15 protein-coding genes are annotated in these 21,023 nt (G+C 62.9%); 2 read left to right on the forward strand and 13 right to left on the reverse strand.

Annotated elements, in window-relative coordinates:
* Window positions 1-13: 13 nt before the first annotated feature.
* From mltG to aspS, 6 genes are all read right to left on the reverse strand, one after another.
* A complete protein-coding gene (gene mltG / locus AC1L34_RS05515; protein WP_424323675.1) occupies window positions 14-1,990 on the reverse strand; it encodes an endolytic transglycosylase MltG in 1,977 nt (658 codons plus the stop codon).
* 30 nt (window positions 1,991-2,020) lie between these two features.
* The gene (ruvX, locus tag AC1L34_RS05520) at window positions 2,021-2,449 is read right to left on the reverse strand and encodes a Holliday junction resolvase RuvX (RefSeq protein ID WP_424296570.1); all 429 of its coding nucleotides are present in this window, start codon (window positions 2,447-2,449) and stop codon (window positions 2,021-2,023) included.
* Window positions 2,446-5,112 carry an alanine--tRNA ligase gene (alaS, locus tag AC1L34_RS05525; protein ID WP_424296569.1) on the reverse strand — a complete coding sequence of 889 codons (2,667 nt, stop codon included), beginning with the start codon at window positions 5,110-5,112 and terminating at the stop codon, window positions 2,446-2,448. The genes ruvX and alaS overlap by 4 nt, the downstream gene beginning before the upstream one ends.
* 64 nt (window positions 5,113-5,176) lie before the next feature.
* Window positions 5,177-6,541 carry a replication-associated recombination protein A gene (locus AC1L34_RS05530; protein WP_424296567.1) on the reverse strand — a complete coding sequence of 455 codons (1,365 nt, stop codon included), beginning with the start codon at window positions 6,539-6,541 and terminating at the stop codon, window positions 5,177-5,179.
* A 10-nt stretch (window positions 6,542-6,551) separates the two neighbouring features.
* Window positions 6,552-7,697, reverse strand: coding sequence for a hypothetical protein (locus AC1L34_RS05535; RefSeq protein ID WP_424296565.1), 1,146 nt, complete (start codon window positions 7,695-7,697; stop codon window positions 6,552-6,554).
* A 7-nt stretch (window positions 7,698-7,704) separates the two neighbouring features.
* Complete coding sequence (aspS, locus tag AC1L34_RS05540; RefSeq protein WP_424296563.1) at window positions 7,705-9,522, reverse strand: aspartate--tRNA ligase; 1,818 nt, start codon at window positions 9,520-9,522, stop codon at window positions 7,705-7,707.
* Between the two features lie 118 nt (window positions 9,523-9,640).
* Between aspS and ypfJ the strand changes: the two genes are divergently transcribed.
* Window positions 9,641-10,489, forward strand: a complete 849-nt coding sequence (ypfJ, locus tag AC1L34_RS05545) for a KPN_02809 family neutral zinc metallopeptidase (RefSeq protein WP_424322451.1) — start codon at window positions 9,641-9,643, stop codon at window positions 10,487-10,489.
* 107 nt (window positions 10,490-10,596) lie between these two features.
* On the opposite strand, the gene hisS is transcribed toward ypfJ, so the two are convergent.
* Both hisS and AC1L34_RS05555 read right to left on the reverse strand, forming a co-directional pair.
* Window positions 10,597-11,874 carry a histidine--tRNA ligase gene (gene hisS, locus AC1L34_RS05550; RefSeq protein WP_424296560.1) on the reverse strand — a complete coding sequence of 426 codons (1,278 nt, stop codon included), beginning with the start codon at window positions 11,872-11,874 and terminating at the stop codon, window positions 10,597-10,599.
* On the reverse strand, window positions 11,871-12,554 hold the full coding sequence (locus tag AC1L34_RS05555) for an MBL fold metallo-hydrolase (protein WP_424296558.1): 684 nt from the start codon (window positions 12,552-12,554) through the stop codon (window positions 11,871-11,873). Before AC1L34_RS05555 ends, hisS begins: the two co-directional genes overlap by 4 nt.
* Before the next feature lie 186 nt (window positions 12,555-12,740).
* On the opposite strand from AC1L34_RS05555, the gene AC1L34_RS05560 reads away from it, so the two are divergent.
* Entirely contained in the window at window positions 12,741-13,670 is a 930-nt protein-coding gene (locus tag AC1L34_RS05560; protein WP_424296557.1) for a peptidylprolyl isomerase, read from the forward strand.
* Between the two features lie 74 nt (window positions 13,671-13,744).
* Here the strand turns inward: AC1L34_RS05560 and AC1L34_RS05565 are convergent, their stop codons facing one another.
* The 5 genes from AC1L34_RS05565 to secD are packed head-to-tail and all read right to left on the reverse strand — an operon-like array spanning window position 13,745 to window position 20,978.
* On the reverse strand, window positions 13,745-16,039 hold the full coding sequence (locus AC1L34_RS05565) for a RelA/SpoT family protein (protein ID WP_424296554.1): 2,295 nt from the start codon (window positions 16,037-16,039) through the stop codon (window positions 13,745-13,747).
* A gap of 13 nt (window positions 16,040-16,052) precedes the next feature.
* Complete coding sequence (locus AC1L34_RS05570) at window positions 16,053-16,598, reverse strand: adenine phosphoribosyltransferase (protein WP_480035169.1); 546 nt, start codon at window positions 16,596-16,598, stop codon at window positions 16,053-16,055.
* Between the two features lie 50 nt (window positions 16,599-16,648).
* Window positions 16,649-18,343 carry an ABC transporter substrate-binding protein gene (locus AC1L34_RS05575; protein ID WP_424296550.1) on the reverse strand — a complete coding sequence of 565 codons (1,695 nt, stop codon included), beginning with the start codon at window positions 18,341-18,343 and terminating at the stop codon, window positions 16,649-16,651.
* A complete protein-coding gene (gene secF / locus AC1L34_RS05580; RefSeq protein ID WP_424296548.1) occupies window positions 18,340-19,389 on the reverse strand; it encodes a protein translocase subunit SecF in 1,050 nt (349 codons plus the stop codon). The genes AC1L34_RS05575 and secF overlap by 4 nt, the downstream gene beginning before the upstream one ends.
* On the reverse strand, window positions 19,386-20,978 hold the full coding sequence (gene secD, locus AC1L34_RS05585) for a protein translocase subunit SecD (RefSeq protein ID WP_424296578.1): 1,593 nt from the start codon (window positions 20,976-20,978) through the stop codon (window positions 19,386-19,388). The genes secF and secD overlap by 4 nt, the downstream gene beginning before the upstream one ends.
* Window positions 20,979-21,023: the final 45 nt, after the last annotated feature.

Consider the following 21,023-nt stretch of genomic DNA (forward strand, 5'->3'; position numbering starts at 1 on the left):
GACGGCTCTGGCACTAGCAGCCGGTCGTCAGGAACTTGTTGCGGCACGCTTCCTCACGGTTGCGCTTCTGCTGCTCGTAGGTTTTCGAGAACTTGGTTGTGCCCTCTTTGTCGACCGTCACGAAATACAGCCAATCACCGGAAGCCGGGTTCAGCGTCGCGTGAAGCGCCCGCTCGCCGACTGCACCAATCGGAGTGATCGGCAATCCCTTGTGCTGGTATGTGTTCCACGCGTTCTCGTCCTCGTAGACCTCGCCGAAGACGTCGATGTTGGTGATTTGCGCCGTGTAGTTGGCAGTCGAATCCATCTCCAGTCGTTGATCGACCTTCAACCGGTTCAGGATTACGCGAGACACCTTCGCAAAGTCCTGCTCTTGGCGGGCTTCACGTTCGACGATCGATGCCGTGATGAGGGTCTGGTATGGGTTGAGACCGGTACTGTTACCCGACTCCAGGCCCCACGCGGCAAACCGCTGCGCCGACGCGGTGATCAGTTTGTTCAGCAGACCGACGGCGTCGAGACTTGGGTCCAGATCCTCCCACGTCCCGGCAGCAATGAGCCCTTCGATTCGCCGATGATCACTTTTCATACGGTTGAAAGCGTCCATCGCCCACGACGGAATGCCCAGTTGCGCGGCCGTGGCCGTCGATGCGGCTTCCGCCAGTTGCTGGACGCTGACACCGTACTGGCGATCATCGGTCTTGACCGTCGTGGCCTTCGAAATCAATTCGAAGATGCCCGGCGTAACAACGCCGTCGATGCCCTTCTTGGAATCGAGTTGCAGTCCGTCTGGCACCACCATGCGGCCGACACGGTTGGCATTGTCTTGCATCTTGGCGACCGCGGCCTGCCCGGAAATCCCCTTCGGAAGCTTGTAGAAACCCGCGGCGACGGTGTCATTACCCACCGAGTTCACGAAGGCATTCCGACTGCCGACAACGCCAGCGTCGCTCAACTCGTCACCAATTTCTCGGAGCGAAGCGTCCGCGGGGATCTCAACGAGCACCGAGCCGCTGCCGGTGGCGCTGTCATAGTCGGTATTTGAATCAAAAAGACCGAGCGCCTTCAGGGCGAAGCCGCCGAGAACCAACACGACCACAAGCAGCAGCGCCAAGATTGAGAAGACCACCTTGCGGTTGCGCTTACGAGCGGGCATCGCCCGACCGATGTCGCCACCGTCGCCGTCGTCTCCCCCAACAGATCCGACATGGTTGTCGACATCATCAATCGGGAACGATGCGGCAAATGCCGGCGCGAGACTTTCCGACGGCGGCGCATCCGCCTCGAGCGGTATCACCGTCTCCGGGTTGTAGTCGTACGCGTGCGACTCGTACTGTGCCGGTTCGTACTGTTCCGGTTCGATTGGGGCCGGTTCAAACGCCGCCGGTTCATACTCGGCAGGTTCATACGCGGCAGGTTCATACTCGGGGCGCACCTCAGCGGTTTCCCCGTACGCCGACTCGGGTGCCGGTGCAGCAGAACGCGTTTGCGGCGCGGCGGCCTCATCGCTCGTCGCATCAAGAATGTCGAAAAGTCCCGTCGGCTCCGGCGCCACCTGTGGGACCACCGGACTGGCCGGTGCCGGACGGGGCGCTGGCGGCATCGGCGGCGGTACTGCTGCGCGACGACGCGGTACCGGAGGCACCGGCGGGATCTGCGTCGGCGGCACCGCTGCCGGAGGCTTGGAGTAGCTCACACCCTCCACATCGCTGGACCGGTATCGAACCTGGAAATACGGCGACGCCTCACCGGTCGGCGGCTCGGGCGTGCGGTATTCGATCGTCGGATCGGGAAGCGAATCCCCAACGCGGACAATCGGAATGCTGCCGGTCGTGGTCGGATCACCGGGTGCCCGACGACGGCGATGACGATGTCCCGGCTGCCCGGCACCCATCGAATCGGCGAAATACTGGCGACGACCGTCCCCTTCGGGTGGCCTATTCTCCCGGTGTCCACCGGTCACGTCGTTCGAGTCATCGTGATCAGACACTCGGAAAACTCCTCATTGTTGCCCCGTAGCTCATCGCCGTGAGTCCAGCCATCCTTGAAGGATAGCGACCGCAGCCGCCTGATCCACGACGGCACGCGCGTCCCTTGCTTTCACTCCTGACGCACGCAACGCAGTAGTTGCCGTCACCGTGGTCAGTCGTTCGTCATAAAACTCGATCGCGACGTCGTCGAGTTCGGCCGTCAACTGCCGCCCGAAGTAGCGCGCCGCACGGACGGCGGGCCCTTCTTCGTCCCGCAGTGTCTTCGGCAGCCCGATGATCACGCCGATCGCCTCGTACTCGGTGATGATCTCCACCAGGCGAGCAACATCCGAACCATCTTTGGCACGACGAATCGTTTCCACCGGGGTCGCCAGGATCCCGTCGGGGTCACATACGGCAACCCCCACACGGACGCTTCCGACGTCAACGGCCACGCGCCGCCCGCGAGGTGAGATCACCGGTCGCCGACAACCTCGCGGAGGCGGACCAAGGCCGCGTCGATACCTGCGGCATCGGTGCCCGAACCCTGTGCGAGGTCGGGCTTGCCGCCACCGCGTCCGGCGACCAGCGGTGCGACTTCGCGAACCAAGTCGCCCGCTTTGATACCCGCATTGCGGGCCGCATCGGTGGTGCCGATGGCGAATGGAACCTTGTCACCGGCAGCCGAGAACAACGCGACGACAGCGTTGCGGTCAGCGATGCGGCCCCGCAGGTCGGTCACCAAGGTCCGGAGCCCGTTGGCGTCGATGCCGTCGGCAACACGTGCCGCGACCACCAAGGTTTCGCCGACCGTGACACCCTGATCGACCAGGTTGGCAACCGCGGCGCGAGCCTGTTCGGCGCGGAGCGAGTCGAGGGTCTTCTCTGCTTCCTTCAGCTTGAGGACCAGTTGCTCGACGCGGTCCGGCACCTCTTCCGACGGCACCTTCAGCGATGAAGCCAGGCCAGCCATGAGGGCCCGCTCGCGCGATAGGTAGCGGAACGAGTCCATGCCGACGTAGGCCTCGACGCGACGCGTTCCCGATCCGACAGACGACTCGCCGATCACTGTGATGGGGCCGATCTGCGCCGAACTCGAGACGTGCGTACCGCCGCAGAGTTCCATCGAGAACGGTCCACCGATTTCGACGACGCGAACCTCGTCACCGTAGTTTTCGCCGAAGAGCGCCATCGCGCCCATCGCCTTGGCCTTGGCAAGGTCAGTTTCGAACGTATTGACCGCGTAGTTCGCTTCCACTGCCTGATTGGCGATCTGCTCGATCGCTTCGCGCTGGGCGTCGGTAAGTCCCGAGGCAGCATGGAAGTCGAAACGCAGGTAGCCGGGTCGGTTGAGCGAACCGGCCTGCGTGGCCGTGGGTCCGAGAACCTGACGCAGGGCTGCGTGCACCATGTGGGTACCCGAGTGCCCCTGAGTGGCACCGTGACGCCACGCCGCATCGACCGATGCGAGGACCTCGTCGCCTTCGACGATCTCACCTTCGTCGACTACCACCTTGTGCAGCCAGACCTTCTTACCGACCTTCTGCACATCCTTGACCGACAGTCGGACGCCGTCGCCGGTGGTGATCGTGCCCTGGTCGGCCATCTGGCCGCCGGACTCGGCGTACAGCGGACTGCGATCGAGCACCAATTCCAGTTCGGTGCCGGGAGCAGCCGAACGGACACGCTGACCGTCGGCCACCAGGCCCAAGACGCGGGCCTCGGAAACCAATTCGGTGAAACCGGTGAACTCGGTGGGTCCGCGGTCCAGGAAGTCGCGGTACACCGAGTGGTCGGCGTGCGCCGACTTGCGGGCGCTGGCGTCGGCCTTGGCGCGACGACGCTGCTCGCCCATCAACTCGGTGAAGCCCTCGCGATCCACTTCGAGGCCAGCCTCGGCGGCCATCTCGAGGGTCAGATCGATCGGGAAGCCATAGGTGTCGTGCAGCGTGAAAGCATCGTTGCCGCTGATCGAGGAACTACCGGCTTTACGAGTGGCGTCGGCGGCTTCCGAGAACAGTTTGGAACCGGCCGCGAGGGTGCGGGCGAACGCCGTCTCTTCGGCGACCGAGACTGCCAGGATGTGCTCGCGTTGCTGCTCCAACTCCGGGTACGACGGGCTCATCGTGTCGATGACCAGCGAAATAATGTCGTTCATCACCGCTTGGACGTCACCGAGCAGACGCATCGAGCGCACCACGCGCCGCAGCAGACGGCGCAGCACGTAGCCGCGGCCGTCATTGCCGGGCACCACGCCGTCGGCGATCAACATGGCCGCGGTCCGTGCATGGTCGGCGACCACGCGGAACCGGACGTCGTCCTCGTGATTACCCGAGCCGTAGGCGCGCCCGGTCAGGCGAGCGGCAAGGTCGATGATCGGTTTCATCAGGTCGGTCTCGTACACGTTGTCGACGCCCTGAAGCAGGCATGCGACGCGCTCGATTCCCATACCGGTATCGATGTTCTTTCGGGGCAGGTCACCAAGGATCTCGTAGTTGTCCTTGCCGGTGCCCTCACCGCGGATCTTCTCCATGAACACGAGATTCCAGATCTCGATGTAGCGATCCTCATCGGCTTCCGGGCCGCCTTCGACGCCGTACTCGGGGCCGCGGTCGTAGAAGATTTCCGAACATGGACCGCACGGTCCGGGGACGCCCATCGACCAGAAGTTATCGGCCAGGCCACGACGCTGGATGCGCTCGGCGGGGACACCGATTTCATCGCGCCAAATGGCTTCGGCCTCATCATCGTCGAGGTACACCGTCGGCCACAGCTTGGTCGGATCCATCCCAAAGCCGCCTTCGTCGACGGGATTGGTCAACAACTGCCAAGCGAAATGAATGGCTTCACGTTTGAAGTAGTCACCGAATGCGAAGTTGCCCGCCATCTGGAAGAAGGTGTTGTGGCGAGTGGTAATGCCGACTTCTTCAATGTCGAGGGTGCGGACACACTTCTGCACGCTTGTGGCGCGGTTGTATGGCGCCGTCTGATCACCCAAAAAGTACGGCTTAAAGGGCACCATGCCGGCATTGACGAACAGCAGGTTTGGATCGTCGAGAATCAGCGAGGCACTGGGTACCTCGGTGTGTCCTGCCCTGATGAAGTGATCCAGGAAACGCTTCCGGATTTCATGCGTCTGCACTGCAGCGGTGTCCTTTAGTAAGTCGGGCGATAATCAACAGTCGAGTTTACGCTGCGCGGCAAGGTTATTTGCGCGAGCGCCCTCGGGATGTGAGTCCGCGCACGATGGAACGCAATCGTCCCACCCGCGGACCAAGTTCACGTTCAAAACCGTGGTCGGTCGGCTCGTAGTAGTCGACACCCACCAGCGGGTCGGGCGGATACTGCTGGGCGAGGACACCGTCGGGGTCGTCGTGCGGGAACTGATAACCGACAGCATTACCCATCTTCTTGGCCCCCGCGTAATGCCCATCGCGCAGCGACGGCGGCACCGCACCGGCTTTACCTGCGGAAATGTCGCTCATCGCCTTGCCAAGCGCCGACGTCACGGCACCCGACTTTGGTGCCGTCGCCAAGTGGATGGTGGCTTGCGCCAGGGCCAACTGCGCCTCCGGCATGCCGACCAGCGCCACCACTTGTCCCGCAGCAACAGCGGTTTGCAACGCCATCGGATCGGCCATACCGACGTCTTCACTCGCGTGAATCATCAGTCGGCGCGCGATGAATCGTGGATCCTCCCCCGCCGCAATCATGCGTGCGAGGTAGTGCAGGGCGGCATCGACATCCGAGCCGCGGATCGATTTGATGAACGCACTGGTGACGTCGTAGTGCTGATCGCCGTCGCGATCATATCGGACGGCCGCCTTGTCTATTGCCGCTTCCACATCGGCGATGTCGATTACTCCGCCATCGTCGGCGGCGTCGGCGCTCGCCTCCAACGCGGTCAGCGCGCGGCGGGCATCACCACCGGCAACGGCGACGAGATGATCCACGGCCTCGTCGGTTAGCGAGACGGCACCGTTAAGGCCACGCGGATCGTCCACCGCCCTCGCAAGCACGGTCTTGATGTCGTTGTCGTCGAGCGACCGCAACTGCAGCACCAGCGATCGTGACAGCAGCGGCGCAACCACCGAAAAGGACGGATTCTCGGTGGTTGCCGCGACCAGCAGCACGATGCGGTTTTCGACCGCATCGAGAAGGGCATCCTGCTGTGTCTTGGAGAAGCGGTGAACCTCGTCGATAAACAGCACCGTCTGCTGCCCCTGAGCCAGTCGGCGGCGTGCCAACTCGATCACCGCCCGGACTTCCTTGACGCCCGACGACAGCGCCGACAGCGCCTCGAAACGTCCGCCGGTCGCCTGACTGATGAGCGACGCCATCGTCGTCTTACCGGTGCCCGGAGGGCCGTAGAGCAGTACCGATGCCGCACCCGATCCGGCGATCAGCCTGCGTAGCGGCGCACGCTCGCCCAGCAGGTGCGACTGTCCGACGATCTCGTCCAGGGACGACGGCCGCATCCGAACAGCAAGCGGCGGTCGCGTCGCGGACTCGGCCGAGCCCGCAGTGGCGGTGCCATCGGTGCCCTCGTCGTCGAACAGTCCGTCAGTCACGGGCGTCCACTCACCCAAACCAGTAAAGGCGAAGAGCTTCTTGCATCCGGTCGGCGGCATCGACAATCTCATCAATCGCACCGACCGTCTCGCCCGCATCGGCGAGGTCGGCCCAGCGCGACAAGACGACGCGGGCATCAGTGGTGTGCAGGGCCCAGTCGTGTCCGCTCTGGTCGCCACGAATCATCCAGTACGTCGACAGCCATACCCACAGTGCCCGTGCTTTGAAGATCCTGCGCGCCAGATTCTGCTCACTGATCGACGGCCATAACGGTTTCACTTCGCCGCGCCACGCGTCGTACAGCAACCGCTCAAGGTCCTGCCGTGCACCGAGCACCTCAACGGAAAGGCGAGCCGGGAAGGTCGCCAACGCATAGCCAACGTCGAGGGTCGCATCGCGGAATACGCCCCACTCGTAGTCCATGAACTGGACGCCCGCCCCGTTGATCAAGATGTTCTCAGGACCCACATCGGCCGGGCTGAAAGCTCGGAAATCACCGCCGTCGAACAGATTCAGCGCATCGGCGAGAAATTCGCGCGACCCCGACGGCAACGTCAGGTCAAGCTTGGCGAGGATTTCCTCGTGCGCGGCCACCGAGGCGGAAGCTTCCGCAGCGATCCCACCGCCGGTCGCGGTAACCCGAATGCCTTTGCCGCCGCGGTCACGTCCGCTGATTCGCATGAGGGTCGCAAAGTCGTCCTCGCCACCCAGCGTCGCGGCGTGCATACGTCCGAGGGCTTGGCCCCAAGCGCTCACCCCGCGCCCAACCTCGTCCTCGTCGGTGGAGCCCAGTACCTCCACCATCGAACGTCCGTGACCCAAGTCGGTCAAAACCAGCACGCGGGCCGCGAGTTCCGAAGCCAACAGCTGCGGGCCGGGTCGGGAATTCGTCGGCAGCGCCGTCGCGTAACGGTACGACGCGATTTCGCGCAGTACCTGCGATGCTGGCGTCTGCTCGTCGAACGCCTTCACCACCACGGTGCGGTCGAGAGACACCGGGTTATCGAGCACGCGGGCTCGCAACACGGTTGAACGTCCTGTGCCGCCGAGGTCCTCCGGGTCGTCGAGGCGCACCATGGTGCCCGCTCGCTTCGCCAGGACGGCCTCGGCAGCTCCCAGAACTGACGCGATTTGGTCGTCAGCAATCACGGTCATCGGTTCCTCAGGCGTCCGCGGCCTTGTCGTCACTCTTAGCGTCACCTGCGGCGGTATCGGGCTTCACCTTCGGCTTGCTATCGATACCCGATTCCTTGCGCTGCTCCGGGGTGATCGGGGCAGGCGCATCGGTCAGCGGGTCGACGCCGCCGCCCGACTTCGGGAAGGCGATGACCTCGCGGATCGACGGCTCACCGGCCAACAGCGCGGTGATGCGGTCCCAGCCCATGGCGAAACCACCGTGGGGCGGCGCACCGTACGCGAAGGCGTCGAGCAGGAAGCCGAACTTCTCCTGCGCCTCCTCTTCGCTGATACCCATGATCTTGAAGATGCGTTCCTGCAGATCGCGACGATGGATACGGATCGAGCCACCGCCGATTTCGTTGCCATTGCAGACAATGTCGTAGGCATAGGCGAGCGCGTCGCCCGGGTTGGCTTCAAGGTTCTCCAGCGATTCCGGCTTCGGCGAGGTAAACGCGTGGTGCACGGCCGTCCAGGCACCCGAACCGACCGCGACGTCGCCCGCGGCGGTCGCATCATCAGCAGGCTCAAAGAGCGGCGCGTCGACAACCCAGGTGAATGCCCAGTCGCCTTCCTTGATGAGGTCGAGCTTGGTAGCGATTTCACCGCGCGCCGCACCCAACAGGGCGCGCGAGGACTTGACCGCACCGGCGGCGAAGAAGACGCAGTCGCCCGGCTTGGCACCGACGTGCGCGGCAATTCCTTCGCGCTCGGCGTCGGAGATGTTCTTGGCGACCGGACCGGTCAGCGTGCCGTCTTCTTGAACCAGGACGTATGCGAGGCCACGTGCACCGCGCTGCTTGGCCCATTCCTGCCATGCGTCGAGCTGGCGACGCGGCTGCGATGCGCCACCCGGCATCACCACGGCGCCGACGTACGGCGCCTTGAACACACGGAACGGGGTGTCGGCAAAGAATTCGGTGCACTCGACCAACTCGATGTCGAAACGCAGGTCGGGCTTATCGCTACCAAAGCGACGCATCGCCTCGGCGTAGGTCATCCGCGGAATGGGAGTCGTCAACTCGACGCCAATCAACTTCCACAGCGCAACCAACACTTCTTCGGCGAGCGCGATCACGTCGTCTTCGTCGACAAAGCTCATTTCGACGTCGAGCTGGGTGAACTCGGGCTGGCGGTCAGCGCGGAAATCCTCGTCGCGGTAGCAACGCGCAATCTGGTAGTAACGCTCCATGCCAGCCACCATCAGCAGCTGCTTGAACAGCTGTGGGCTCTGCGGCAAGGCGTAGAACGAGCCCGGCTGCAGTCGTGCAGGCACCAGGAAGTCGCGGGCACCCTCGGGGGTCGACCGCGTCAAGGTCGGGGTTTCAATCTCCACAAAGTCGTGTGCGTCGAGGACCGAGCGTGCCGCCTTGTTCACATCCGACCGCAGGCGAATTGCCTTGGCCGGCCCTTCGCGGCGCAGGTCGAGGTAGCGGTACCGCAGGCGCGTCTCTTCGCCCGGCTGCTCGTCCAACTGGAAAGGCAGCGGTGCCGACTCGTTCAGCACCACCAGTTCGCGAGCGTTGATCTCGATGGCGCCCGACGCCAATGCCGCGTTCTCACTGCCTTCGGGGCGCAGTTCGACGTCGCCGACAACCTGGACGGCGTACTCGGAGCGAAGGTGGTGCGCAGCCTCGGCGACCGTCTCGTCGCGGAACACCACCTGCACCAAGCCAGAAGAGTCACGGAGATCAATGAACACGACCCCGCCGTGATCGCGACGACGCGCGACCCAACCGACGACAGTGACTGTCTGCGAGGCGTCCTCGCGACGCAACGATCCGGCGAAATGAGTGCGAAGCACTATGTTCCTTCCATTCTGCGCAGCACCAAGCTGCCAGGATTCACGCTATTGGACCCAATTCTACGGACCCGGCCCAATGAGCCCACAGTTGGCCGCATTTGCCCGCTACTGTTGCGGCATGACATTTCAAGGTAGTGGTCCCCTTGAGGGTGGGAATGTATCGGCGGGCGGCAGTGGCGGTCGTGGCGGCAAGATCGCCGTCGGTGGTGGCCTCGGCATCATTCTGGCAGTGGTCGCCCTGCTGTTTGGAATGAATCCCGGAGATTTTCTCGGGGGTGGCAATGCTGGCCCAACAAACAGTGCCGATGTTTCGGAACTGCAGCAGCGGTTGGACAATTGCACCGTTGAAGACGCCAACACCGACGACGTGTGCCGTCTGAAGGCCACCGCCATCAGCGTTAATAAAGTCTGGTCGAATCTGATGCCCGGTTACGTCGAACCCCAGATGACGATCTTCACCGGGACCGTCCAAACTGCCTGCGGTCCGGCATCGTCGGCGATGGGCCCGTTCTACTGCCCCGCCGACCAGACCGCCTACTTCGATCCGTCGTTCTTCGCTGACCTCAAGCGGATGGGCGGATCCGACGGTCCGCTCGCCCAGGAGTACGTCGTCGCCCACGAATACGGGCACCACGTGGAAAACATGACGGGAGTCCTCGCCAAGGGACAACGGTTGGGCAATGCCGGATCGGTTCGCATCGAACTGCAGGCTGACTGCCTGGCCGGGGTGTGGGCATATCACGCAGACAAGGGCCCTGAAGCGACACTTAAGCCGCTGACCGAGGAACAGATCGCCACCGTCATCAAATCGGCCAAGGCGATCGGCGACGACACCATCCAGGGTGCCCGCTCGAACCCCGAGGGCTGGACCCACGGCAGCGCCGAACAGCGCGTCCGCTGGTTCAAGATCGGCTACAACGGCGGCGACCCACAGCGCTGCAATACCTTCGCCACCAACGACATCTAACGGACCGGCAGACTCAGCATCTGAACTCGTAAAAGGCAGAATCCCCGTCCTGGACGGGGATTCTGCCTTTTACGGGTAAGGTTCCGGCTCTTGGCCAGATCCGTCAGTTAGCTGACGGGCGTCGCCAGCACCTGCTGCACGGTACCGATCACATCGCCCAGAGCGATCTTCTGCTGCTGACCGTTCGACAGGTCTTTCAGCTCGATCGTCCGCTCGGCGAGCTCACGGTCGCCGAGCACCAGCGCAATACGCGCGCCGGACCGGTCAGCGGCCTTCATTGCACCCTTGAGCGCGCGGTCACCGTAAGCGAGGTCGATCGAGATCCCGACCGCACGCAGTTGCGCGGCGAGGGCAACAAGTTCGCTCTTAGCTTCGGCACCCATCGGGACACCAAACACCTGAACGCGACCTTGGCTGGCCACCGAGACGCCCTCGGCGGCCAACGCGAGGACGGTGCGGTCCACGCCGATCCCGAAGCCGATGCCGGACAGTTCCTGCTTGCCACCGATTTGACGCATTAGGCCGTCGTAGCGGCCGCCACCACCGATGCCGGACTGCGCGCCGAGACCGTCGTGGACGAACTCGAAGGTGGTCTTGGTGTAGTAATCCAGGCCGCGCACCAGACGCGGATTGATGACATAGTCGACGCCCAGCCGGTCCAGGTGCGCACGAACCTCAGCGAAGTGATCGCGGGCGGAGTCGCTGAGGTGATCGAGCATCAGCGGGGCCCCCGCAGTCATCTCCTTGATCTCCGGACGCTTGTCATCGAGTACCCGGAGCGGGTTGATCGCCGCGCGTTCGCGGGTCGCCTCGTCGAGATCCAGGCCGAAGAGGAACTGCTGCAATGCTTCCCGGTACTGCGGGCGGCAGGTGTCGTCGCCGAGCGAGGTCAGTTCAAGCCGGTAGCCCGACAGTCCGAGGCTCTTGTACCCCTCATCGGCGACGGCAATAACCTCGGCGTCGAGCGCCGGATCGTCAATGCCGATTGCCTCGATGCCGACCTGCTGCAACTGGCGATAGCGGCCAGCCTGCGGACGCTCGTAGCGGAAGAACGGGCCGGCGTAGCAAAGCTTCACCGGAAGCTGGCCGCGGTCGAGACCGTGCTGGATGACAGCGCGCATCACGCCAGCAGTCCCTTCCGGGCGAAGCGTCACCGAGCGGTCGCCGCGGTCAGCGAAGGTGTACATCTCCTTGCTGACGACATCGGTCGACTCGCCGACCCCGCGCGCGAACAACGCGGTGTCTTCGAAGATCGGCAACTCGATATGGCCGTACCCGGCACGATGAGCGGCCGACGTCAACGCCTCGCGGACAGCGAGGAAATCCGCTGACGCTGGCGGGTAATAGTCGGGAATGCCTTTCGGTGCGGCAAATTCTCCACTCACAGACCGAAACGTCCTTTCTTATTCGCATCGGGCAAATCCAAGAGAAACGGGTTCGACGCCTTCTCAGCACCGATCGTCGTCTGCGGACCGTGACCCGGCAAGATCACCACATCGTCGTCGCGCACCAACAGTTTGGCGGCGATTGAATCGAGCAACTGCTGATGGCTGCCGCCAGGCAAGTCGGTACGACCGATAGATCCATTGAACAGTACGTCTCCGGAGAAGCAGACTTCTGCGCTGTCGGGGCTCAGCAGCACGCTCCCGAGCGAGTGACCTGGCGCATGGTCGACGGCCCAGCGAATACCGGCCGCATCGACGTCCTCGCCGTCGACGAATTCGATGACCTTCTCCGGTTCGGTAAACGTCATGTCGCCAATCATCGACGACAGCGCGCTTCCCAAACCCAATCCCGGTTCGGTCAACATGCCGCGGTCATCAGCGTGGATGTAGACAGGGATCGAATACTCATCGGCCAGTTCCGTCGCGTTCCACGTGTGATCGAGATGTCCGTGCGTCAAGAAGATCGCCACCGGCGTCAGTTCGTACTCGGCCAGCGCCTGCCGTACCTGCGGCGCGGCATCCTGGCCCGGGTCGATGATGACCGCATCACTTCCACGATCTTGCGCCACCAAGTAGCAGTTGGTTTGAAACATTCCGGCGGGGAATCCGGCGATCAGCACGAGTGTTGGCCTCCTCATTTGCGCCCGGCGAAACACTCGGACGACACGTTGAGGCCTATTGTCTCATCGACCGACAAGGATGCTGCGATAGCATGGGGCGCGCTGCACAGCCAGTGCAACATTCCACAGCCCGAACTAGCCGGCTGGCAGTGCCACATCCCACGCCGCACAGGAGGTTCCACCAGCGTGTCGTCCAACGAAGAGCGTCGCGACGCCGCCCGCCGCAAGCTGGAAGAGCGGCTCGAACAAGAGCGAATGGCCGCGCGCCAGCGGAGGATCACGATCATCTCGGTGGCCAGCGTCGCCGTGCTCGCCGCCGTGGCCGTCGGTGGCTACTTTTACTACCGCCACTGGGACAACCAGCGGCACACCGAGTGCACTTACACGGCGTCGCCCGATAACTGGAACGACACCTTGAAGAGCATCGAAGAGCAGGTCAAGGCCGCGCCCGCCGAGCAAAAGGCCAAGGGTGAGGAATATTTGAAGTTCATGAAGGAAGGCAGCAAGGACGCCCGTACGTCCCCGACGCCTCCGAGTCGCACCTTGAACACCGGCACCGTCGACTGGACGCTCAAGACCAATATGGGCAACGTTCCCGTCACCCTGGAACGGTCATCGGCACCGTGCAATGTGAATGCCGTGATCTCGTTGTCGAACAATAAGTTCTACGACGGCACGTCGTGCCACCGCCTCGCGCAGTCCGAGAACCTCCACGTCTTGCAGTGTGGCGACCCGACCCGCACCGGCGCCGGTTCGCCGGGATGGTCGAGCCCGGATGAGAATCCCACCGACCTGGCATCGGGCGATGTGAACCCGCAGATGATTCAGATGGGGATGACTCCCCCGGTGATCTACCCGCGCGGCACAGTGGCGATTGCGAACCGCAATAACGAACAGACGCAAACGTTCGATACCGGCAGCGCCCAGTTCTTCATCGTCACCAAAGATTCCCAGCTGACCCCGACGCTCGCCGTCATCGGCAAGGTCGACGAAGCCGGCATGAAGGTCATCGACAAAGTCGTCGAAGGCGGTATCGACCCGGGCCCGATCGGGACCGCAGAAAACGGCTTCCCGAAGACTCCGCTCGAGATCAAGTCCACTTCGGTCACCGAGTAAGTTTCAACCTAAGCCAAACGGCCGTCTCCCGAGAGGGAGACGGCCGTTTGTCGTTCACCGAAACCGACGATCGTTTACGCGGCAGAGGTGACGCGGTAGACGTCGTAGACGCCTTCAACGTTGCGGACAACGTTCAGGACGTGACCCAAATGCTTTGGATCACCCATTTCAAAGGTGAATTTGCTGACGGCAACGCGGTCCCGGTTGGTCGTCAGGGTCGCCGACAGAATGTTGACACGTTCGTCGGCCAAAACGCGCGTCACGTCCGACAACAACCGATGCCGGTCGAGTGCCTCCACCTGGATTGCGACCAAGAACACCGACGACGGATTCGGTGCCCAATTGACCGGCATCAGTCGTTCCGGCTGCGATCGCAGGTCGTCGGCGTTGGTGCAGTCAACCCGGTGCACACTCACGCCGCCACCGCGCGTCACAAACCCAAGGATCTCGTCGCCCGGCACCGGGGTACAGCACTTGGCCAGCTTGACCAGGATATTGTCGACGCCCTCAACCACCACGCCACTGTCACCACTCTGGCGACGACGCGTGGTGGTAGATGGAGTCGCCCGGTTCGCAATCTCTTCCTCGGCGGCGTCGACTCCCCCAAGCATCGCCACGAGTCGATGCACCACGCGCCCGGCAGGCACGTGATGGTCCCCAACGGCCGTGTAAAGCGCGTCAACGTCGTTGAAGCCAAATTCCTTGGCGAGCGCCGTAATTGACTCTCCAGACAGTAGGCGATGCACAGGCAGGCCGCCGCGGCGGACTTCCTTGATGATCGCTTCCTTGCCAGCTTCAAGGGCCTCTTCTCGACGCTCCTTCGCGAACCACTGCCGGATCTTCGCCTTGGCCCGCGGCGAGACAACGAAGTTCTCCCAGTCCTTACTCGGTCCGGCACTCTCGGCCTTCGACGTGAAGACCTCAACGACCTCGCCGTTCTCCAGCGCCCGCTCCAACGCGACGAGGCGCCCGTTGACGCGCGCACCGATGCATCGGTGACCGACCTCCGTGTGGACGGCGTACGCGAAGTCGACGGGGGTCGAACCGGCGGGCAACGTGACGACGTCGCCCTTCGGGGTAAAGACGAAGATCTCTTTGACCGCCAGGTCGTAACGCAACGACTCCAGAAATTCGCCGGGATCCGCAGCTTCACGCTGCCAGTCGAGCAACTGGCGCATCCACGCCATGTCGTCGACTTCAGCGACGTCAGTCGACTTGCGCCCCTTGCCTTTCCGACCTTCCTTATATCGCCAGTGCGCGGCGATGCCGAACTCCGCAGTGCGGTGCATCTCGAACGTGCGGATCTGCACCTCCAGGGGCTTGCCCTCCGGGCCGATCACTGTGGTGTGCAGGGACTGGTAGACACCAAAACTGGGCTGCGCAATGTAGTCCTTGAAGCGGCCCGCCATCGGCTGCCATAGGGAGTGCACCACGCCGATCGCGGCGTAACAATCACGCACTTCGTCGCACAGGATTCGCATGCCGACAAGATCATGGATGTCGTCGAAGTCTTTACCCTTGACGATCATCTTCTGATAGATCGACCAATAGTGCTTGGGTCGACCTTCGACCGTCGCGGTGATCCGCGAACCGCCAAGGGCGTTATTGAGATCACTGCGAACTCGCGCCAGGTAGGTATCGCGACTCGGTGCGCGATCGGCGACGAGGCGAACAATCTCCTCGTACTTCTTGGGGTGCAAAATCGCGAACGCCAGGTCCTCAAGTTCCCATTTCACCGTCGCCATGCCGAGGCGATGAGCAAGCGGCGCAATAACTTCCAGCGTCTCCCGCGCCTTGCGTGCCTGCTTTTCCGGTGGGAGGAAGCGCATGGTCCGCATATTGTGCAACCGGTCGGCGACCTTGATAACCAAAACCCGGGGGTCCCGGGCCATCGCGATGATCATCTTGCGGATCGTCTCGGCTTCGGCGGCGCTGCCAAGCGCCACCTTGTCGAGTTTGGTGACGCCGTCGACCAAGTGCGCAACCTCGGTACCGAAGTCCTGCTCCAACTGAGCAAGCGAGTAACCGGTGTCTTCAACGGTGTCGTGCAGCAACGCCGCAACCAAGGTGATCGTGTCCATCCCGAGGTCGGCCAGGATGGTGGCGACCGCGAGCGGATGCGTGATGTAGGGGTCGCCCGACTTCCGGAACTGCCCGGCGTGGTGCTCGTCAGCAACGGCATACGCCTGCGACAGGACCGCAACGTCGGCCTTCGGATACACCTCGCGGTGCAGCGTGACAAGGGGCTCGAGCACGGGAGCGACACCGCTGCGCGGGGCAGCCGTCATCCGACGGGCAAGTCGCGCACGCACGCGGCGCGAACTCAGCGGAGAACTGTCGTCCGGGCGCTTAGTGTCGGGATCGCTCATATGGCGATCGTACTCAGCCTTCGCAGATCGTATGCACCTGCACGGATTCCGAGATGTTCGACGAGATCGCTGCCCGACCGGTAAAACCGGCCAATTCCATAATGACGGCAAAAATATGCACCTGCGCGCCAGCCTGCTCGAGGAGCGTCGCAGCGGCAACCAGTGTGCCCCCGGTGGCGAGAACGTCGTCGATAACAGCGACTCGTCGACCCGTCAGGTCAATTCCGTCAGCGGGAATCTCCAGGCGTGCCGTACCGTATTCGAGTTCGTAATCAATACCCAGGACCGGCGGCGGTAGCTTGCCGCCCTTCCGAACAGCGATGAGGCCGGTACCGAGTTGCCGCGCCACGGCCCCGCCCAGCAGAAAACCGCGGGCGTCGATGCCCGCAACCATATCGGCCCCCTCGCACGCCCGAGCCAATGCGTCGACGACCGCATCGAGGCCGTCGGCGTCAGCGAGAACTGGGGTCAGATCTTTGAAAGCGATCCCCGGCGACGGGAAATCTGGAACGAGTCGGGCATGCCGCTCAATGGCCGCCACAGCCCGCGCATTCGTCACCGCGATACTTCCCGCAGGGCCGTTTTCCTCGAGACTCACTTTTGATCCACTCACTCGACCGTCCACCGATCCATATTCCATCCCGTTCCAGAAATACCAAGCCCGGGGACTGCTCCGTCGACCGACGCCGACTCGCGGGCGCGGACCGTGCCGAAGAGCGGAATGCTCGGCAGCGCATCCCAGGCGGCAGTTTCGACGGTTCGCAGCAGTGGCAGTCGCGCGCTTGCGCTCGTTGTGGCAGCAAGTCCGGTGATCGCGTCGCTGACCTGCTTGTCATTGAAGGACGAGAGGTTGAGCGGGTCCCCGCGGTAGAGCGCGAATGCGTCGGGCAACCCCGACGCCGTGCCCGCTGCCGCAAACGTGCCGCTTGAAGTGAGCAAGACGTCAAAGTCCTTACCAAGGCCGGTGACCGTTAGCTCTGGCGATGACACGTCTTCGACGGTGATGCCCGCACTCTGGCAAGTATTCGCGATCTGTTTGACGATGCCCGACGACTGGGTGTCCGGCGCCAGGTAGCCGACACGGATTGTCGGATTGGCACGGCGTTGACCTTGGTCATTAAGTCGCTGGTTAAGCAATTCTTTGGCGCGCGGCACGTCAGCGCGCGGGAAGCGGCGCCCGTACTGCACATTCAGCGCCGGTCCGAGCGGATCGGCGGGCGACGCCGTGCGCAGGTTCCACACCTGTCCGCTGGCGCCATAGGCGCGGGCAATGGTGTCGCGCGGCATGCACGAAGCGAGCGCCCGGCGGACTAGCGGATCGGCCGCGACGCCCTTGCTCGCGAACATCAACTGGGTCACTGACAGCGGTGCCGGATCATGCAGGGTTGTCCGGTTGACCGGTGTCGAGGGCGCATCACGGCCAGCGACACTATCGCCAAGGGCGAGGTCTTCAGTGTCGACGACCGTCGCCTTGGAGCCGTCAAGTGCGGCCTTGCCGTTGGTACCGCGGGGCCACACCGTGACAGTTTCGGCGGCGGGAGCGACACCCCACCATTTTTCGTTGGCAATGAGTTTCAGTCCGCCGTCGACGGTGTACGAACTCAGCTTGTACGGACCCGAGGACGGAAATGCGGCTTCGTCGATTTCAGTGCCGGGACGCAACGCAAAGCCGGTGTTCCAAGCCTCGGCAATTTTGCTGATCGCGGCCTTGTCACCCTTGCGGATGGGATCGACGACGTTTGGAACACCTGCCTTCTTAGCGACCAAACGCGACGGCAGAAGGGTCCCAGCACCGAACAGTGCTGCCCACTGGCTGTAGTCGCTGCCGCGCTCAAACGTGACGGTCGCACCCCTCTCGCCCGGTTTGCAGTCGACGGTGGCGATATTGCGGTAGCCCGCATTGGTCGCGGCGTCGAAGCCGGGCGTCTTTCCACTCAGCGCAGTCGCGGCAAGCACGATGTCATCGCAGGCAAGTGGCGTGCCGTCGGAGAACGCGGCGGCGGGAGTGAATTCGTAGCGGAGAGTAAACGCTCCCCCGGGCTTCGGCGTCACGGTCCCGACATCGCGGTCGGCGATAATCTGCCCATCGGGTCCGACGATGGAAAATCCGGGAAGGACTCGCGACAACGCCATGATGGAACCGTCTGCGTGTCCGTTGACGGTATTCGCGTTGTACGACGACACGCGTGCGTCAATGACGTAATCAATGGCGGAACGGTCATCGCCGCACGCGACGAGGACTGCACCCGCGGCCGCGCCGACAGCGCTTAGCGCTACGACACGGCGCAACCGCGGGCCAATCATGCTGAAACCTTCTTGTTCTCCCGGCGTGCAAGCACCTTCGCGGTATGCCGTTTGACGTCAGCGTTGAGTTCCTTCATGGACACGAGCCACGGAGACGCCAGGAACACTGACGAGTACGTACCGACGACGACGCCGACCAACTGAATCAATGCCAGGTCCTTAAGTGTGCCGACACCCAGCATCCACACTGCGACGACCATCAGCGCAATGATCGGCAGCACCGAAATCACGGTGGTGTTGATCGACCTCATCAGGGTCTGGTTGACCGCGAGGTTGGTTTGCTCGGCGTAAGTTCGCCTGGTGGTCGCGAACACCGATCTGGTGTTCTCTTCCACCTTGTCGAACACGACCACCGTGTCGTAAACGGAGAAGCCGAGGATCGTCAGCAGACCGATCACCGTGGCCGGGGTCATTTCCCAGCCGACAAGCGAATAGATGCCCGCAGTGACGACAAGGTCAAAGATCAGCGACGCCATCGCGGCCACCGACATTTCCTTGTCGAAGCGGATGGTGATGTAAATAAACGCGACGACGAGGAACACCGCCAGCGCGATCAGCATCTTCTTGGTGATCTCCTGGCCCCACGTGGAGCTGACGTCGGACGAACTGACATCGGCTGCACTCACGGCGGGTTCAAAGGCATTTCCGAGGGCGTGCAGAACCTTGCCGGTTTCGGCCACGGTCAAGGTCTCGGTGCGGACCTGAATGGTGGCCGTTTCACCGGTACCAGCCTGCTGGACCGCTTCTGGTGCCTTACCGAGGGTGTCGCTAAACACCTTCGAGACCTCGCTCGTCGACACCGATCCGCGGACCGGCACCGAGATCTGCGTGCCACCTTCGAAGTCGATACCGAAGGTGAAGCCGCGGATCGCGATCGACAGGATCGCAATCAGCATCATGATTGCGGAGATCACGTACCACATACGGCGTTTGCCGATGATGTCGAATGCTCCGGTGCCCGAGTAGAGCCGCGAAAAGAACGACTGATTCTTATCGGCGACGTAGTCAGCGTCGGCCCACTGGGTGGGTTCGTGCTTCTCGCTCACTTCGACTCCCCGTTGTCGGAAGGACCTGCGATATCGGCGGAGGTCGCCGAGGCAGCAGACTCGGACTGCGCGGTGACGGCCGTCTTGCGACGTGCGCGTGCCACCTCGGAAACTGCACCGAGACCATTGATCTGAGGTCGGGACAGGAACTTATTACGGCTGGCGAGAACCACCATCGGGTGCGTGACCATAAAGACGATCACGATATCGATGAGGGTTGTCAGACCAAGAGTGAACGCAAAGCCTCGGACCGCGCCGACAGCGAGCAGGTAGATGATGGCTGCGCCGATAAAGCTGACGGCGTTACCGGTCCACACGGTCCGGCGTGCGCTTTGCCAGCCTCGGGCGACGGCCGACCGCACGGTTCTGCCTTCGCGCATCTCATCCTTGATGCGTTCGAAGTAAACGACGAACGAGTCGGCTGTCATACCGATACCGATGATCAAACCGGCGATACCGGCGAGGTCGAGGGTGAACCCGATCCAGCGGCCGAGCAGGATGATAATGCCGTAGACCATGGCGCCAGCCAGGATCAGCGAAAGCACCGACAGGAAGCCCATCGCACGGTAGTACAGCAGCGAGTAAATCAGGACCAGGATCAGGCCGACGAGGCCGGCTATCAGCCCCGCCTGCAACGAGTGCAAACCGAGGGTTGCGGAGACGGTTTGTGCGTCTGACAAGGAGAACGACAGCGGAAGTGAACCGTACTTCAGGGCGTTGGCAAGTTGTTCGGACTCAGCCTGAGTGAAGTCACCGGAGATTTCAGTGGTGCCGATGATCTGCGTGTTGATAGCTGGCGCACTGACTACGAATGTATCGAGGGTTACCGCCGTCTGGGTACCAACGTGCTTGCCCGTGTAATCAGCCCACGTCTTCGCCGCGTCGCCCTTGTAGTCGACGTTCACAATCCAGCCACCGGTCGAGTTCTGTCCGGCTACCGCCTTGGCGACATCCCGTCCGTCGATCAGCATCGGCTCCAGCAGATAAACCGTATTCTTCTCACCACAGGCCACGAGGTACTCATTGGGTCGATCGTGCCCAACGAGTGGATCGTTTGCATTCGGCGAGCAGTCGAGTTTGGCCATCTGTTCGCGAAGTTTGTTCAGCGTCGCTTGATCCGCACCGGCAGGTGCCTGTCGAAGAGCGCGCTGCTCCTCAATCGCAGCCGTCTGCTCTTCGGGCGTCATGTCCGCGGCTTGCTTGGCCTTCGGGTCTGGTTTCTGCGGCTGGGCCATGCCCTGTTCCACGACCGGGCGAATGTAGAGACGCGCCGTCTGGCCAAGAGCGCGTGCCTGGTTCCCGTCATCACCCGGAACGGTAATGACGATCGTCGAACCATTGACCACGACTTCCGAGCCACCAACGCCCAAGCCGTTGACGCGCTGATCGATGATCTGGCGCGCTTGGTCGAGTGCTTCCGCCGACGGTGCCTTGCCATCATCGGTACGTGCAGTCAGCACGACCCGGGTACCACCCTGCAGGTCGATGCCGAGCTTGGGCGTCGGGCTACCGCCGCCGGTGAAAAACACCAGTGCCCAGATAATGCCGAGCAGGACGAAAAAGGCGGTCAGGGGCTTCCACGGCGGCATTTCCGGCCGCAGCTTTTCGCCCCCGCCGCGAGATTTGGGGTTGGT

The sequence above is a fragment of the Gordonia sp. 34D genome, assembly GCF_056682775.1.

What these genes read in the sequence shown, in the direction of transcription:
- AC1L34_RS05565 (WP_424296554.1), bottom strand. Translation starts at nt 16,039, where the DNA reads ATGAGCGATCCCGACACTAAGCGCCCGGACGACAGTTCTCCGCTGAGT.
- AC1L34_RS05535 (WP_424296565.1), bottom strand. Translation starts at nt 7,697, where the DNA reads ATGACCGTGATTGCTGACGACCAAATCGCGTCAGTTCTGGGAGCTGCC.
- AC1L34_RS05575 (WP_424296550.1), bottom strand. Translation starts at nt 18,343, where the DNA reads ATGATTGGCCCGCGGTTGCGCCGTGTCGTAGCGCTAAGCGCTGTCGGC.
- ypfJ (WP_424322451.1), top strand. Translation starts at nt 9,641, where the DNA reads ATGACATTTCAAGGTAGTGGTCCCCTTGAGGGTGGGAATGTATCGGCG.
- secD (WP_424296578.1), bottom strand. Translation starts at nt 20,978, where the DNA reads ATGCCGCCGTGGAAGCCCCTGACCGCCTTTTTCGTCCTGCTCGGCATT.